The 15,790-nt window shown below is 55.1% G+C and carries 14 protein-coding genes; 8 read left to right on the forward strand and 6 right to left on the reverse strand.

The features are described 5' to 3' along the window. Window positions 1-11: 11 nt before the first annotated feature. On the forward strand, window positions 12-803 hold the full coding sequence (locus tag E8M78_RS03000; RefSeq protein ID WP_137133656.1) for a ParA family protein: 792 nt from the start codon (window positions 12-14) through the stop codon (window positions 801-803). 37 nt (window positions 804-840) lie between these two features. Continuing rightward, entirely contained in the window at window positions 841-1,722 is an 882-nt protein-coding gene (locus E8M78_RS03005; protein WP_137133657.1) for a ParB/RepB/Spo0J family partition protein, read from the forward strand. Between the two features lie 93 nt (window positions 1,723-1,815). Here the strand turns inward: E8M78_RS03005 and holA are convergent, their stop codons facing one another. From holA to leuS, 3 genes are read right to left on the reverse strand one after another with little or no spacing between them, the layout of a single operon-like run. Continuing rightward, complete coding sequence (gene holA, locus E8M78_RS03010; protein ID WP_137133658.1) at window positions 1,816-2,859, reverse strand: DNA polymerase III subunit delta; 1,044 nt, start codon at window positions 2,857-2,859, stop codon at window positions 1,816-1,818. Between the two features lie 3 nt (window positions 2,860-2,862). Beyond that, window positions 2,863-3,384: an LPS assembly lipoprotein LptE gene (locus tag E8M78_RS03015; protein WP_246658205.1), complete on the reverse strand. Its 522-nt coding sequence runs from the start codon at window positions 3,382-3,384 to the stop codon at window positions 2,863-2,865. Next, window positions 3,374-6,052: a leucine--tRNA ligase gene (gene leuS, locus E8M78_RS03020; protein ID WP_137133660.1), complete on the reverse strand. Its 2,679-nt coding sequence runs from the start codon at window positions 6,050-6,052 to the stop codon at window positions 3,374-3,376. The genes E8M78_RS03015 and leuS overlap by 11 nt, the downstream gene beginning before the upstream one ends. A 163-nt stretch (window positions 6,053-6,215) precedes the next feature. Between leuS and E8M78_RS03025 the strand changes: the two genes are divergently transcribed. Both E8M78_RS03025 and E8M78_RS03030 read left to right on the forward strand, forming a co-directional pair. Then, window positions 6,216-6,875: a YggS family pyridoxal phosphate-dependent enzyme gene (locus tag E8M78_RS03025; RefSeq protein ID WP_137133661.1), complete on the forward strand. Its 660-nt coding sequence runs from the start codon at window positions 6,216-6,218 to the stop codon at window positions 6,873-6,875. A gap of 101 nt (window positions 6,876-6,976) precedes the next feature. After that, window positions 6,977-8,914, forward strand: a complete 1,938-nt coding sequence (locus tag E8M78_RS03030; RefSeq protein ID WP_137133662.1) for a propionyl-CoA synthetase — start codon at window positions 6,977-6,979, stop codon at window positions 8,912-8,914. A gap of 79 nt (window positions 8,915-8,993) precedes the next feature. Here E8M78_RS03030 and E8M78_RS03035 read toward each other — a convergent pair whose 3' ends face one another. Continuing rightward, window positions 8,994-9,698 (reverse strand): DUF1013 domain-containing protein, encoded by a 705-nt coding sequence (locus E8M78_RS03035; protein ID WP_137133663.1) that lies wholly within the window; start codon window positions 9,696-9,698, stop codon window positions 8,994-8,996. Between the two features lie 224 nt (window positions 9,699-9,922). Here E8M78_RS03035 and acs point away from each other — a divergent pair, with 224 nt between their 5' ends. After that, the gene (acs, locus tag E8M78_RS03040; protein WP_137133664.1) at window positions 9,923-11,884 is read left to right on the forward strand and encodes an acetate--CoA ligase; all 1,962 of its coding nucleotides are present in this window, start codon (window positions 9,923-9,925) and stop codon (window positions 11,882-11,884) included. A gap of 51 nt (window positions 11,885-11,935) precedes the next feature. Here acs and E8M78_RS03045 read toward each other — a convergent pair whose 3' ends face one another. Both E8M78_RS03045 and E8M78_RS03050 read right to left on the reverse strand, forming a co-directional pair. Continuing rightward, window positions 11,936-12,322 carry a thermonuclease family protein gene (locus E8M78_RS03045; protein WP_246658206.1) on the reverse strand — a complete coding sequence of 129 codons (387 nt, stop codon included), beginning with the start codon at window positions 12,320-12,322 and terminating at the stop codon, window positions 11,936-11,938. A gap of 135 nt (window positions 12,323-12,457) precedes the next feature. Then, a complete protein-coding gene (locus tag E8M78_RS03050) occupies window positions 12,458-14,080 on the reverse strand; it encodes an ABC-F family ATP-binding cassette domain-containing protein (protein WP_137133666.1) in 1,623 nt (540 codons plus the stop codon). Window positions 14,081-14,299: 219 nt separating this feature from the next. Between E8M78_RS03050 and E8M78_RS03055 the strand changes: the two genes are divergently transcribed. The 3 genes from E8M78_RS03055 (at window position 14,300) to rpmA (ending at window position 15,754) form a co-directional block, all read left to right on the forward strand. Further along, window positions 14,300-14,731: a hypothetical protein gene (locus E8M78_RS03055; protein WP_137133667.1), complete on the forward strand. Its 432-nt coding sequence runs from the start codon at window positions 14,300-14,302 to the stop codon at window positions 14,729-14,731. A gap of 401 nt (window positions 14,732-15,132) precedes the next feature. Beyond that, window positions 15,133-15,444 carry a 50S ribosomal protein L21 gene (gene rplU / locus E8M78_RS03060; protein ID WP_062557257.1) on the forward strand — a complete coding sequence of 104 codons (312 nt, stop codon included), beginning with the start codon at window positions 15,133-15,135 and terminating at the stop codon, window positions 15,442-15,444. A 40-nt stretch (window positions 15,445-15,484) separates the two neighbouring features. After that, a complete protein-coding gene (gene rpmA / locus E8M78_RS03065; RefSeq protein ID WP_062557256.1) occupies window positions 15,485-15,754 on the forward strand; it encodes a 50S ribosomal protein L27 in 270 nt (89 codons plus the stop codon). Window positions 15,755-15,790: the final 36 nt, after the last annotated feature.

Consider the following 15,790-nt stretch of genomic DNA (forward strand, 5'->3'; position numbering starts at 1 on the left):
CGGGTGTCAAAATGCAGGAACCTAATCGCATTATTGCAATAGCGAACCAGAAAGGTGGCGTGGGGAAGACAACGACTGCCATCAACCTTGCGACAGCACTGGCCGCAATTGGTGAGCATGTCTTGATCGTTGATCTGGATCCGCAAGGAAATGCCAGCACAGGCCTCGGCATTGATCGGCGCAACCGTCATCTGTCTTCATTCGACGTAATGATGGGAAATGCGTCTGTGAGCGAGGCAGTCGTTGCGACCGCAGTTCCGAATCTTTCAATCGTCCCCTCCACAATGGATCTCCTGGGCTTAGAAATGGAGATCGGCCGCGAAAGTGATCGCGCATTCCGTCTGCGGCGTGCCCTGTCCCAACCCGATGCGCAAGGTTACAGCTACGTTCTTCTTGATTGCCCGCCATCCTTCAATCTTCTCACTGTCAATGCGATGACAGCCGCGCATTCGGTTCTTGTACCGCTCCAATGCGAGTTCTTTGCGCTTGAGGGATTGAGTCAATTGCTTGAAACCGTGGACCAGGTTCGTCAGAGCGTGAATCCGCATCTGGATATTCAAGGAATTGTTCTTACAATGTTTGATGCGAGAAATAATCTCGCGCAGCAGGTTGTCAATGATGTTCGGACCTACCTGGGTGATAAGGTCTATCACACATTGATACCTCGCAATGTTCGCGTGTCGGAAGCACCATCTTATGGCAAGCCAGCCATCTTGTACGACCTTAAATGCGCCGGTAGCCAAGCCTATCTCCAGTTGGCATCTGAAGTAATCCAAAGAGAGCGGCGGCGTAAGGCGGCTTGATCAGGACGTTTGAACGGAAAGAATAGGGACCAATACAGTGGTTGATGATCCTTCACGGCGCCGCCTGGGGCGTGGCCTCGCTGCTCTCATTGGGGAAATGGATCAGGTTGCCCCCTTAGGCGAACAACAACCAAAACCCGTGAATCCAGATCGACTCGTTCCAATAGAGTTGATCAGCCGAAATCCTCGAAATCCTCGTCGGATGTTTGATGAGGCTGAGTTGCATGATCTCGCTGCATCATTGCGGCAGCATGGAATCGTACAGCCAGTGGTGGTGCGCCCCGTTTCTGTGGGTTTTGAGATCATAGCGGGTGAACGCCGCTGGCGCGCAGCGCAACTGGCCGGGCTTATTGAAATTCCGGTTATTGTTCGTGATGTGGATGATCGCACAGCGCTGGAAATTGCAATTGTTGAGAATGTTCAGCGGTCGGATCTCAATCCCCTGGAGGAGGCTCTCGGCTACGAGCAACTAATCGCCGAGCACGGCTATACACAGAATGATCTTGGCGAAATTATCGGCAAGAGTAGAAGCCACGTGGCAAACAGTCTGCGTCTGTTGAAGCTTCCGGAACCTGTTCGCGATATGTTGGCTGGTGGCAAGCTCTCAGCCGGTCATGCTCGTGCTCTGGTCTCCACGTCTGATCCAACCGGATTGGCCAAGGTCATTGTCAACAAAGGGATGTCTGTTCGAGATGCTGAGCGCCTTGCTCAGAATGATATCAAGGCACAATCTGAAGCGCCAAAGCTCACTCCGATACAGAACAAGGACTCGGACACGCTTGCTCTTGAACGATCATTGAGCGATTCACTCGGTCTTGAAATCAAGATTAGTCACAAGGGCGGTAGTGGGCATATCAAGATTAACTATAAGACTTTGGAGCAGCTTGAAGAAGTTTGCCGATTGCTAGAGCGGCGTTAAACGTCTCACTTAGCCAGCTTATATGATCTTGTTTTCCTAGTTTTCGATGTACGACTTTAGCTCGCACCGAGAATCGATGCCACAGCGACGAAGCTAGGATCTGTTTACGCGCTGAGATTGAAGCGCCGATGCAAGGAGCGTCTGGAACGCAATCGAGTCATCCAGTTGTGCCTGTTGGCGTGACTGATATATGGCGGTGTGCAGCCTCTGCGTCTCACGTGCCAATGAAGTTGACGACCAACTTCTCAATGCTTTCTCCATCAAAGGCTTGCGCTTGAAATGAATATGGCGACCTGACGTTTGCATCACCTGAGCGCTCTGCAAACGCTTGTCTTCCATTTCTGCTCTCATCGCATCGAGCATTTGGAATGTTCGTAGGCAGGACTGCAAAACCAGAAAGATTGGCTGCTTGGACTGGACAATTTTTTGGATCGCGCGATGAAGCCCGTCAAGGTCACCCGCCAAGACACAATCCACTGCATCATCGGCGGAGATGGCGCTTGCGTCTCCGATGATATCGGTCACGTGTTCCTGCTCGATTTGCTTCTGCTGCATACAGTAGAGGATTAGTTTTCGTATTTCATTTCGGGATGCGACTCGATCTCCGCCGAGTGCTTCCAGCAAGGTAGAGCGCGCTTCCGGAGTAATCCGAAGGTCAGCTTGGGCCAATTCGTGATCGATCAAAGCATTGAGTGACTTCACATCGTCCGAGTAGCATGGAATAGCGACGGCAATCTTCGCCTGCTCTGCATTTTTACGCAGAGCGCTCCCTTTCTTCAGATCGCCACCCTCAATGATCAGTATATTGTCGGGAATTCGACCTGAGTCGATTGCCGCAACCGCGTCTGCAACAATCTTTTCAGCGCCTGAACCGCGGAGGTGAATGACTTTTCGGCCGCCAAACAAACCAAGTGAATTGACTTCATCAATCAATCGGCCAGGATCCCCCTGCAGTTCTGATAGATCGATACGCGCATAGGAAAAGGGATCATCGACATTAACGCCTGCCTTTTCCGCAAGCGTCTTCGCCCGTTCCGACACCAGACCTTTATCGGGGCCGTAGACTAGGAAAATACGATAAAGGTCGGTTGCTCGTGAGAGCAACCGATCAAATTCGTGCGCTTTGATTTCGGCCATAGTCTACTTGGAAAGCGCCATCGCCAAATCCGCGCGGACGAATTCTGCGACTTCGTTTGCCGCCCGGTTCTCGGCATCCCGATAGGCGCGCAGCTTTGCAAATTCCTGATTACTGAGATCGAGCAGTGCGGTGGAAGAGCGGGTAGCCGATTTCAGCACTTGACCGTCCTTTATACGTGTCAGTGCATAGGTGGCTGAGACGGTGACGCGCCCCGGAAGGACCGCCGCTGCGATCTCGTCGTCGAGAATATTGGCACGGGTGGACGTGACGGAGAGTTGAAGCTGATATTCAGCAAGAGTAGGTTCCCCAGCCCCGCCACCCGTCAAGAAGACCAGGCGATTCCGAACCTCCTGGCCAACGCGGTCACCGATAGGGTTGATCTTGATGGCGGCCATCTTCACCGGAACTCCTCCGGCCGAAGAATAGAGCGGGCGAGCCTGGCAGCCCGCAAGGGCTGCCACAATTGCAATCGATGCCACGGCGCGACCGAGTTGCCGCAGGGCGGAAGAACGCTCAAACAACAATGTTGATGATCCTCTGTGGGACGATAATGATCTTCTTCGGTGCGCTACCGGAAAGAGCAGCCTGAACCGCCTCCAGCTGCAGGACCGCAGCTTGAACCGCATTCTGGTCTGCGTCACGTGCGATTGTCAATTCGGCACGTTTCTTTCCATTAATTTGGACCGGAAGAGTGACCTCGTTATCAGCAACCAGAGCCGGGTCGAAGGCTGGCCAGGTGGCTTCTGCGACAAGACCTTGATTGCCGAGCACAGACCAGCACTCTTCCGCAAGATGGGGGGTCATCGGTGCGACGATCTGAATCAGGATATGTGCAGCATCACGGACTGCAGCAATGTAGGCATCATCCTGCGTGCCTGCCGCCACCTGAGTTAGCGGAGATGCAAGAGTGTTCACCAGTTCGTAGATGCGTGCAACGGCCTTGTTGAACGCCAGCTTGTCATAGTCCTGTTGAACGGCCTGCAAAGTCTTGTGCGCGGCCTGTGAAACAGGCAGCGCAATGCCTTCCTTGGCCGGGTGGGCCGCTACCTTGCCCAAAATAGGTGCCGCTTCCGAGATCAGGCGCCAGACGCGCTGGACGAACCGGTGCGAGCCCTCAACGCCCGCCTCAGACCAGATGACATCGCGATCCGGAGGCGAGTCGGACAGCACGAAGAAGCGGGCGGTGTCGGCACCATAGGAGGCGATGATATCGTCGGGATCGACGACGTTCTTCTTCGACTTCGACATTTTTTCAATCGAGCCGATGGCCACTTCTGCCCCGGAACTCAAGAGGAAGGCTTTGCGGGCACCATCAACCTCTTCAATGCGGATATCCGCGGGTGCGACCCACTGGCCGCTCTGGCCTTCGCCGAGGCGGTAGGTTTCATGAACCACCATGCCCTGCGTGAAGAGGCCCTTGAAGGGTTCCTTGAGATCGAGATGACCCGTCTCACGCATGGCGCGCGTAAAGAAGCGCGAATACAGGAGATGCAGGATCGCATGCTCAATGCCGCCGATGTACTGGTCCACAGGGAGCCAGCGGTTGGCGACTGCCGGATCTGTCGGATTGTCTTCCCAAGGCGCGGTGAAGCGGGCAAAGTACCAGCTGGAATCCACAAAGGTATCCATGGTGTCCGTTTCGCGGCGGGCAGGCTTGCCGCAGCACGGGCAGTCGACATTGCGCCAAGTCGGGTGGCGGTCCAGCGGGTTTCCGGGCACGTCGAAGGTCACGTCGTCCGGAAGCTGGACAGGCAGCTCCTTCTTCGGTACCGGAACGACGCCGCAGTCTTCGCAATGGATGACAGGGATCGGGCAACCCCAATAGCGTTGGCGGGAAACGCCCCAATCACGCAAACGGAAATTCACCTTGCGGGCAGCCTGCGGCGCTTCGTCCAACAGCTGGGCAGTCAGAAGATCGGCCACTTGCTGGAAAGCCACATCCGTTGTCAGGCCGTTCAGAAAGCGCGAATTGATCATCACGCCGTCGCCGTCATAGGCTTCCATGCCGACTTCGAAAGTCGCCGGATCACCATCGGCTGGCATCACGACTGGCACCACCGGCAGACCATACTTGCGGGCAAAATCCAGGTCACGCTGGTCGCCAGACGGGCAGCCGAAAATGGCCCCTGTGCCGTAGTCCATCAGTACGAAGTTGGCGATGAATACAGGAACTTCCCAAGATGGGTCGAGTGGGTGTTTCACGGTCAGGCCGGTGTTGAAGCCTCGCTTCTCGGCGGTTTCCAACGCAGCCAGCGATGTGCCCTGGCGACGGCATTCCTCACAGAAATCCTGAATCTCGCTATTGTGGGCAGCTAGTGCCTTGGCAACCGGATGATCTGCCGAGATCGCGAGGAATGATGCACCAAACAGAGTGTCGGGACGGGTGGTATAGACTTCAATTTCGCGAGTTATATTTTGATTTGCCAGCAGCATAGACCCCGCGGTCAAATCTGCGAGAAGCTTTTCAGATTTAGGTTTTACGATTTCCCAACGAATGGTCAGGCCTTCAGATCGACCGATCCAGTTCTTCTGCATCAGACGCACTTTTTCCGGCCACTGGTCGAGGCCGTCCAGCGAATCAAGCAGGTCTTGTGCGAATTCCGTAATCTTGAAGAACCACTGGGTCAATTCGCGCTGTTCGACAAGCGCGCCGGAACGCCAGCCGCGTCCTTCGATGACCTGCTCATTGGCGAGAACAGTCTGATCGACCGGATCCCAGTTGACCTTGGACTGCTTGCGGTAGACCAGGCCCTTTTCCATCATGTCGAGGAACAGGTGCTGCTGACGCTGATAATAGGCCACGTCGCAGGTGGCGAACTCACGCGCCCAATCCAATGAAAGGCCCATGGATTTCAACTGGCCGCGCATCGTAGCGATGTTCTGGTAGGTCCAGTCCTTCGGATGAACCTTGTTCTGCATAGCCGCATTTTCAGCCGGCATGCCGAAGGCATCCCAGCCCATGGGGTGCAGAACGTTGAAACCACGCGCACGCTTGTAGCGAGCGACGACATCCCCCATGGCATAGTTGCGTACGTGGCCCATATGGATGCGGCCCGACGGATAGGGGAACATCTCGAGCACGTAATACTTATCGCGCGTATCGCTGTTGTCTGTCTCGAAGGTTTTCGCTTCGGACCACTTTGCCTGCCAACGGGGTTCGGCATCCCGCGGATTGTAACGTTCGGTCGCCATTTCAGAGAATTTCCGGGTATGAATGGAGTTGTGGTGACCTTCACCACGAAAGCCGTTGAGCGTCAAGTTTTTGAGGCTCCAATGGGGTAGAACGCGATCAATCCCTTGGCATTCTCCGGTATCCTCGCTAACTGCGGTGGAACGGAACCACAGAGGCAAGGCGATGACTGTCGAAGAGCGACTTCAGGATGTGAAGCAGAAGATTTCCGCAGCCGAGCGGGAGGCCAATCGTTCAGTGGGAGATGTGGTGCTGGTTGCGGTCTCAAAGACCTTTGATGTCGATGCGATTCGCCCTGTCATCGCAGCCGGTCAACGTGTTTTCGGCGAAAATCGCGTGCAGGAAAGCGAAGGCAAGTGGCCTCAGCTAAAGGCAGAGACAGACGGCATAGAGCTTCATCTGATCGGTCCGCTGCAATCCAACAAGGCTGCCGATGCCGTGGCGCTTTTTGACGTTATAGAGACCGTGGATCGCGAAAAAATAGCGCGTGCGATTGCCAGCGAAATGCGGAAACAAGGCAAGACACTAAGCCTCTATGTTCAAGTAAATATCGGCATGGAGCCGCAAAAAGCAGGTATCGAGCCGAAAGAGACGGTTGCCTTCGTCAACTTCTGCCGTGGCGAATTAGGTCTGACCATCGAAGGTTTGATGTGCATTCCGCCGGCTGAAGATCATCCCGGTCCCTACTTCGCTCTCCTTCGGAAGTTGGCTGGTGAGGCGGGCGTCTCGAAGCTTTCCATGGGAATGTCGGGTGATTTCGAAACGGCAATCGGTTTTGGTGCCACCAGCGTCCGGGTCGGTTCTGCGATTTTTGGTCATCGCTGATAAAGCGCAAGAGGTGTCCCTCTTTCGTCGGGCTTTCCACGCGCCTTCTGGCCTTCTAATCTGTGTGCTCGAATATGTGCGGCAGACGATGGGAGGATCAGATGCACGCAAACAGCCGATATCGCGAGGTCTATCAGGACTGGCAACAGAACCCGGAGGCGTTCTGGGCGAAGCAAGCGGACAATCTTCACTGGTTCAAGCAGCCGGACAAGATATTCGACGAATCGCAGGGCGTATACGGGCGCTGGTTCGTCGGAGGTGAAACCAATACCTGCTATAACTGTCTCGACAGGCACGTAGAAGATGGAAAGGGTGCCCAGCCAGCGCTCATTTATGATAGCGCCATGACAGGCGAGAAACGCGTCTATACCTATGACGAAGTGCTGACGGAAGTTCAGGCTATTGCGGCTGTTCTGCAAAACCTCGGGGTCGCAAAAGGTGATCGGGTCGTCATCTACATGCCGATGGTGGCAGAAGCGACGTTCTCCATGCTGGCTTGCGCGCGTCTCGGTGCTATCCACTCGGTGGTGTTTGGGGGCTTTGCGGCCCATGAGCTTGCAACGCGGCTGGATGACTCGCAGGCAAAGATCGTGATCAGTGCAAGCTGCGGATTGGAGCCTGGGCGTGTCGTTCCCTACAAGCCATTACTTGATCAGGCCGTTGATATGGCAAAGGTCAAGCCGCAGGCCTGCATCATCCTGCAACGCGACCAGCACCATGCGGTGCTTCGGTATGAGCATGGCGATATGGATTTTGCTCAGGCCGTCGAAGCGGAAAAGGTAAAGGGCACGCAAGTTCCCTGCGTTCCGGTTTTGGCAACCGATCCGCTCTATGTTCTCTATACGTCAGGAACGACCGGCCAGCCAAAAGGCGTTGTACGTGATAATGGTGGCCACATGGTCGCCCTGCTCTGGAGCATGCGTAACTTCTTCGGCGTGCAACCGGGTGAAACATTCTGGGCGGCTTCGGATATCGGTTGGGTTGTCGGCCACTCCTATATCGTCTACGGACCGCTGATTGCCGGAAATGCCAGCGTTATCTTTGAAGGCAAACCGATCGGCACCCCGGATGCCGGCACCTATTGGCGCATTGTGCAGGATCACAACGTCAAAGTCATGTTCACCGCTCCAACTGCTTTCCGCGCAATTCGCCGCGAAGATGGCGACGGTGAGCATATTGCGCGCTACGATACCTCTGGTCTGCGGGCTCTATTTCTTGCGGGCGAACGGGCAGATACTGAAACGATCAAGTGGGCCGAACGCATGCTGAAGGTGCCGGTGATCGATCACTGGTGGCAGACCGAAACCGGATGGCCTGTCGCAGGAAATCCTGTTGGGCTCGGTCTCATGCCGGTCAAATATGGTTCCCCTACCCTTCCGATGCCCGGCTATGACCTCCAGGTGGTGGATGATGCCGGACATCCAGTCCCCGCCAATACGCTTGGAAACATCGTTCTGAAACTGCCGCTGCCTCCGGGATGCCTCGTCAGCTTCTGGAATGCGGACGAGCGATTCCGTTCGTCCTGCCTGGAGGAATTTCCAGGCTACTACAAAACTGCGGACGCAGGTCTGGTGGATGAGGACGGTTACGTATTCGTCATGGCGCGGACCGACGATATCATCAACTGCGCCGGTCACCGCCTATCGACAGGTGCCATGGAAGAAGTCTGCGCCATGCATCCTGATGTGGCGGAGTGTGCCGTCATTGGCGTTGCTGATGCGCTGAAAGGTCAGATTCCGTGCGGCTTTCTTGTGCTCAAATCCAAGGTTGATCGTGATGAGAAACTGATCGCCCAGGAGATCGTGGAACTCGTCCGCAACGAAATCGGTCCCGTCGCGGCTTTCAAGAATGTCATGGTCGTGACGCGTCTGCCCAAGACACGGTCCGGCAAAATCTTGCGCGGCACGATGCAAAAGATTGCAGATGGACTACCTTGGAAAATGCCCGCGACGATTGATGATCCCGTTATTCTTGATGAGATAAGCGAAATCCTGCAGAAGCATGGATACTGCGAGCCTCAGAAATCTCTAGCTGGCTAAGCAAAACGGAAAGCCAGATTCTGCGCAACAAAAAAAGCCGGCTCTAAAGGCCGGCTTCTTCAATTCGGCTCACAACAGATTAGAAGCGATCTTCTTCCTCTTCATCCTCACGGCGCGTGGACTTGAGAGACGAAAGCTTAGCGAAGACGGCGTCCGCGTCGAGTTCTTTCTCTTCCTCACGCTCGTAACGGTAACCGAGGTTTTCGGTCTCGTTGGCAGCCTGCAGTGTCGCGCCGAGTTCCGCAGCTGTCGGCAGCGGACGGTTCTTCGATGCGCGTTCCACCTCCAGATCCAGATCGATCTGACTGCAGAGGCCCAGCGTAACCGGATCCATGGGCGTCAGGTTGGCAGCGTTCCAATGGGTACGCTCGCGGATCTGCTCGATGGTGGATTTTGTCGTGCCAACGAGACGCGAGATTTGCGTGTCCTTCAGTTCCGGATGATTGCGAACCAGCCAGAGAATGGCATTCGGACGATCCTGACGCTTGGAAACCGGGGTGTAACGCGGCCCGCGGCGCTTCGATTCCGGAACGCGAACCTTCGGCTCGGAGAGCTTCAGCTTGTAGTTGATGTCTTTTTCAGCGCGTGCAATCTCGTCGCGGGAAAGCTGGCCGGTCGCTATCGGGTCCAGGCCCTTGATGCCCTGCGCTGCTTCACCATCCGCAATTGCTTTTACTTCCAGCGGATGCAGCTTGCAAAATTGCGCGATCTGATCGAAGGAGAGTGCCGTGTTGTCGACGAGCCAGACTGCGGTCGCCTTCGGCATAAGCAATTGTTGAGCCATGGATATGATCCTTCTATCGTCCGCGCCGGTGTCGCGGGCCGTGGGCTGTTAACCACAATTTCCGGGAATTCGTCGCGTCTATAACTCGATTGCGATCAAATTGCAATTGTCACGCGGGCATGACCCTTTGTCTAATTGCCGCCATTGCTGCAAATGATAAGAATGCGGACAAGAGGAACATCTGCGCGTCGGACGTGCGATGTCGGGAGCATGAGGAGGAAAGCATGACGGAAAAAGTCTATCCTGTGCAGAAGGCAGTGAAGGCGCGCGCGCTGATCGACAAGGACAAGTATCTGAAATGGTATGAGGAAAGCGTTGAAAATCCCGACAAGTTCTGGGGTAAGCACGGCAAGCGCATCGATTGGTTCAAACCTTACACGAAGGTCAAGAACACTTCCTTCAAAGGGAAGGTTTCCATCAAGTGGTTCGAAGACGGCCTGACCAATGTTTCCTACAATTGCATTGACCGTCATCTGAAAACGCATGGTGAGCGGACCGCCATCATCTGGGAAGGCGACAATCCGTACATCGACAAGAAGATCACCTATAACCAGCTCTACGACCAGGTTTGCCGCCTGGCCAATGTCATGAAAAAACATGGCGTCAAGAAAGGCGACCGTGTCACCATTTATATGCCGATGATCCCGGAAGCGGCCTATGCCATGCTGGCTTGCGCCCGCATCGGGGCGGTTCACTCTGTCGTATTCGGCGGTTTCTCGCCGGAAGCTCTGGCGGGGCGCATCGTCGATTGCCAGTCAACCTTCGTCATCACCTGCGACGAAGGTGTCCGCGGCGGCAAGCCGGTGCCGCTCAAGGAAAATACCGACAAGGCCATCCATATTGCGGCGCGCCAGTATGTGACGGTTTCCAACGTGCTGGTCGTGCGCCGTACTGGCGGAAAGATCAATTGGGCACCAGGCCGCGACCTTTGGTATCATCAGGAAATCGCCAGCGTCAAAGGCCATTGTGAGCCGGTCAAGATGAAGGCGGAAGATCCGCTTTTCATTCTCTACACCTCTGGCTCCACGGGTAAGCCGAAGGGTGTGCTGCACACGACTGGCGGTTATCTCGTTTATGCCGCGATGACCCATGAATACGTCTTCGACTACCACGACGGTGATATCTACTGGTGCACGGCGGATGTGGGCTGGGTCACCGGACACTCCTATATCGTCTATGGTCCATTGGCGAATTGCGCGACGACATTGATGTTCGAAGGCGTGCCGAACTTTCCGGATCAGGGCCGCTTCTGGGAAGTAGTCGACAAGCACAAGGTCAATATTTTCTATACCGCGCCGACAGCCATACGCTCGTTGATGGGGGCTGGTGATGAGTTCGTCACCCGGTCCAACCGTACAAGCCTTCGTCTGCTCGGGACTGTTGGCGAGCCCATCAATCCTGAAGCCTGGGAATGGTACTACAATGTGGTGGGCGAGAAACGTTGCGCCGTGGTGGATACCTGGTGGCAGACGGAAACGGGCGGCCACATGATTACGCCGCTACCCGGAGCGACCGATCTAAAACCTGGTTCGGCCACCCTGCCCTTCTTTGGCATCAAGCCGCAACTTGTCGATAATGAGGGCAATGTGCTGGAGGGGGCTGCCGACGGCAATCTCTGCATTACCGACAGCTGGCCGGGACAGATGCGTACGGTTTACGGCGATCACGAGCGTTTCATCCAGACCTATTTCTCCACCTACAAGGGCAAGTACTTTACGGGTGATGGCTGCCGCCGTGATGCGGACGGTTACTATTGGATCACGGGTCGTGTGGATGATGTTCTGAACGTTTCCGGCCACCGCTTGGGAACGGCGGAAGTCGAGTCCGCGCTCGTTTCCCATCACCTCGTATCGGAAGCGGCCGTCGTCGGTTATCCGCACAACGTCAAGGGCCAGGGCATCTATTGCTATGTCACCTTGATGGAAGGAAACGAGGGCACAGACGCGCTGCGCCAGGAACTCGTGAAGCATGTGCGTCAGGAAATCGGTCCGATCGCCTCACCTGACAAGATTCAGTTTGCGCCCGGTCTGCCCAAGACCCGCTCCGGCAAGATCATGCGCCGCATCCTGCGCAAGATTGCTGAAGACGATTTCGGCGCGCTGGGCGATACCTCGACGCTGGCCGACCCCGGCGTGGTGGATGATCTCATCGAGAACCGCCAGAACAAGGCACCTGCTGCGGCTTGAATTACTGTCGATGGTGTTTAACCGAGGGGCCGGCGCAAGCTGGCCCCTTGCCTATTCATTGCTTGCAAGTTGGCAGAAATCATTCTTGCGACCATGGCCGGAATAACTGGCGGCGAGACCGGCAGCCATCATTTCACGGGCTGGATCACGTCCATCTTGCAGCGACACATCGGCCACGATGCGACCGAAATATTTATCGGCAGAAATGCGGGTCAGTTTAACGGTTGATGAGGCACTGGTCATTTCTTCCAGGAAGTGTTTCGCCGCTTCAGCCGCTTCCTGACCACGGGTGCATTTCGATTTCAGTTCCGGCGTGTCGATACCCCGCAGCCGAACATAGACCTCCACGCTTTGCTGAGGCCAAGGTCGAGCTGCTACCAGAATGGTATCGCCATCAATCACGCGGATAACTTCCGCGGATACCGGACCTTCGATCACGGCACCTGCTTGTACGGTGACCGCTTCGGAACATACTAGGAATATGATCAAAGTAAGAGATAATATTGAGCGCATAAAGGAAAGTATTCCTCAAAGTGGTTGCGCGTCAATAGGAATTATCGCCTATTTGTTCCGTCAAATATGGATACCAGGAGCCTCGCGGCCGGTTCGCTCGACATACTCTAGATAACCACCCTCATAACGCTCCACACCGTCCGGGGTGACTTCCAGAACACGGTTGGAGAGAGCGCCGAGGAAGTGACGATCGTGGCTAACAAAGAGCATGGTTCCTTCGAAGGATGCCAGTGCCTTGATCAGCATTTCCTTCGTATCGATGTCCAGGTGGTTCGTCGGCTCGTCCAGCACCAGCAGATTTGGCGGGTCGAAAAGCATGGCAGCCATGACCAGACGGGCCTTCTCACCACCGGAAAGGACGCGGCAACGCTTTTCCACATCATCCCCCGAAAATCCGAAGCAGCCGGAAAGAGCACGCAAAGGTGCCTGCCCGGCCTTGGGGAAACGCTCCTCCAGCCATCCAAGTACGGTGTTTTCTCCATCCAGAACATCCATTGCATGCTGGGCAAAATAGCCGAGTTTGACGCTGGCACCGATGGTAACGGTTCCGGCGTCCGGCTCGGTTGTTCCTGTCACGAGCTTGAGCAGCGTTGATTTCCCGGCCCCGTTGACCCCCATGATGCACCAGCGCTCGCGACGGCGGATCATGAAATCCAGCCCGCCATAGATGACCCGGCTGCCATAGGCCTTGTGGATGCCCTTCATGTTGATAACATCTTCGCCGGAGCGGGGTGCCGGCAGAAAATCGAAGGCAACCGTTTGGCGGCGGCGCGGTGGTTCGACACGGTCTATCTTGTCCAGCTTCTTCACGCGGCTCTGCACCTGCGCTGCGTGAGAGGCACGCGCCTTGAAGCGTTCAATGAACTTGATTTCCTTCGCCAGCATTGCCTGTTGGCGCTCGAACTGGGCCTGTTGCTGTTTTTCGTTCTGCTCGCGCTGACGCTCATAGAAGGTGTAATCGCCGGAATAAGTATTCAGCGATCCGGCGTCGATCTCAATGATCTTGTTGACGATGCGGTTCATGAACTCGCGATCGTGCGAGGTCATGAGAAGCGCGCCATCATAGGTCTTGAGGAAATTCTCCAGCCAGATCAGGCTTTCAAGATCGAGGTGGTTGCTCGGCTCGTCGAGCAGCATCACGTCAGGACGCATGAGGAGAATGCGAGCCAGCGCCACGCGCATCTTCCAGCCGCCGGAGAGTTTCGAGACATCGCCATCCATCATCTCCTGACTGAAGGAGAGACCTGCCAGAACCTCACGAGCGCGTCCGTCCAGACCGTAGCCGTCCAGCTCCTCATAGCGTGCCTGCACCTCGCCGTAGCGCTCGATGATCGTATCCATCTCATCCATGCGATCAGGATCGGACATGGCTGCTTCCAACTCATGCAGTTCTGCCGCCACTTCGCTGACCGGCCCTGCTCCGGCCATCACTTCGGCAACCGCAGATCGACCGGACATCTCGCCCACATCCTGATCGAAGTAGCCGATGGTGACGCCGCGGTCGACGGAAACTTGGCCTTCATCCGGCTGTTCTTCACCGGTGATCATGCGGAAAAGTGTGGTTTTGCCCGCGCCGTTCGGTCCCACAAGGCCGATTTTCTCGCCGCGGTTCAGGGCGGCCGAGGCTTCGATATAAAGCAGCCGATGACTGTTCTGCTTTGAGATGTTCTCGATTCGGATCATGATTACGGGAGTCCTGGAGAATAGGGATAGAAGGCGCGGATGCGCTGCGCCTTATGGCAGAATCAGGGGTACCTGTCCCGTCGATTTTATTGTTTGTCTGCAGGAGTGCGCACAGAGGGCGCGTCACACGAGAAAAGTATTGCAATCAGCAGTTGACGATAATTGGGGGTTGAATATAGCTTCCACATCCAATTTTTAACATTTAATGTGAATGGATATATGACCGAGAATGTATCTGGTAGCGTCGGGCGCGAACTTAAACTCTTCCGATTGCTTTTTGTCGTATCCGCTCTTTGGAACTTCGCGGGTGCTTTTCCCGGTTTGACCGATACCGTGGGAATGTTCCAACGCGAATTCGGTCGAGCACTCATCGATCCTGTGATGATAGCAGTTTACCGCGGAGCATGGGGCACAGCCTTTATCTATGGCTTCGGGTTTTTGATGGTTGCTTACAATCCCTATCGCCACACAGGTATCGTCTTGATGGGAGGGATAGGCAAATTACTTTTTGCACTGAATTTGCTCGGAATGTATCTTAGCGGCTGGACGTCGAACTTTGCTGTGCTTGTGATTGTCGGCGATTTGTTTTTTATAATATTTTTTGCCTATTACTTTTTGAGGCTACGCCAGCAGGGATGTAAAATTCTGTAGAGGTGATTTTCTTATTGGAATACGCTTTGTAACTGTTTACCTGTGCTGTCTTCCTTCTTGGGTCAAGCCATGGGCGCAAGGGGTGCTCACCCCGTCCGTTTGTTCATCATGCACTTTTGGCAACGGCAAAAATGACGCAGGTCTCGATTGCAAGCTGAACATGACGAAGATCACCTGCCTGCAAGGCTTCTTTTTCCTTGACAGTTCACAGGCGCTCACGTATCCCCCGACGCATCTAGGTATAGGCCCGTAAAGGGTCTTTGCTCGGAGGGTTGCAAAACCCATTCACCGGCAGACCGGTTCAAAGAATTATCTTCGAATCCTGCTCAAACGTGGACTGATAAAAAGACGGCCGCTTGCCATTGGCGGGCAGAGCCGGATCGAACATGAAAGGATAAAAAATGTTCGCAGTCATCAAGACCGGCGGTAAGCAGTACCGCGTAGCGGCAAACGATGTCGTTACAATTGAAAAGCTGGACGTCGCCGCTGGCGAAGTTGTCGAATTCAACGAAGTCCTGGTTATCGGCGAAGGCGCTGATGCCAAGATCGGCGCGCCTTTCGTGGCTGGCGCTGTGGTCAAGGCTGAAGTGGTCGAGCATAACCGTGGTGCGAAGGTTCTGTCCTTCAAGAAGCGTCGCCGTCAGAATTCCAAGCGTATTCGCGGTCATCGCCAGCATCACACGGTTGTTCGCATCACCGCGATCAACGCCTGATCGTTCGGTAGGATTTTCGAAGGTTTAAAGGAGAACTCCAATGGCACATAAAAAAGCTGGCGGTTCATCGCGTAACGGTCGCGATTCAGAATCCAAGCGCCTTGGCGTAAAGAAGTTCGGCGGCGAAGCTGTGCTCGCTGGTAACATCATCGTGCGTCAGCGCGGTACGCAGTGGCATCCGGGCGCCAATGTTGGCCTCGGCAAGGACCACACCATTTTTGCGCTTACGGCAGGCAATGTGAACTACCGTACGAAGGCCAATGGCCGCGTGTACGTGTCTGTGATGCCGAAAGCGGAAGCAGCGGAATAATAGCCGGTAGCGCGTTAAAACAGCCGGCGTCACATC

Source organism: Rhizobium sp. FKY42 (genome assembly GCF_005222835.1).
GTDB lineage: Bacteria > Pseudomonadota > Alphaproteobacteria > Rhizobiales > Rhizobiaceae > Neorhizobium.

Coding starts and splice junctions, on each gene's coding strand:
- E8M78_RS03000 (WP_137133656.1), top strand. CDS start 12: ATGCAGGAACCTAATCGCATTATTGCAATAGCGAACCAGAAAGGTGGC.
- holA (WP_137133658.1), bottom strand. CDS start 2,859: ATGGCCGAAATCAAAGCGCACGAATTTGATCGGTTGCTCTCACGAGCA.
- leuS (WP_137133660.1), bottom strand. CDS start 6,052: ATGGCGACCGAACGTTACAATCCGCGGGATGCCGAACCCCGTTGGCAG.
- E8M78_RS03025 (WP_137133661.1), top strand. CDS start 6,216: ATGACTGTCGAAGAGCGACTTCAGGATGTGAAGCAGAAGATTTCCGCA.
- E8M78_RS03030 (WP_137133662.1), top strand. CDS start 6,977: ATGCACGCAAACAGCCGATATCGCGAGGTCTATCAGGACTGGCAACAG.
- E8M78_RS03035 (WP_137133663.1), bottom strand. CDS start 9,698: ATGGCTCAACAATTGCTTATGCCGAAGGCGACCGCAGTCTGGCTCGTC.
- acs (WP_137133664.1), top strand. CDS start 9,923: ATGACGGAAAAAGTCTATCCTGTGCAGAAGGCAGTGAAGGCGCGCGCG.
- E8M78_RS03050 (WP_137133666.1), bottom strand. CDS start 14,080: ATGATCCGAATCGAGAACATCTCAAAGCAGAACAGTCATCGGCTGCTT.
- E8M78_RS03055 (WP_137133667.1), top strand. CDS start 14,300: ATGACCGAGAATGTATCTGGTAGCGTCGGGCGCGAACTTAAACTCTTC.
- rplU (WP_062557257.1), top strand. CDS start 15,133: ATGTTCGCAGTCATCAAGACCGGCGGTAAGCAGTACCGCGTAGCGGCA.
- rpmA (WP_062557256.1), top strand. CDS start 15,485: ATGGCACATAAAAAAGCTGGCGGTTCATCGCGTAACGGTCGCGATTCA.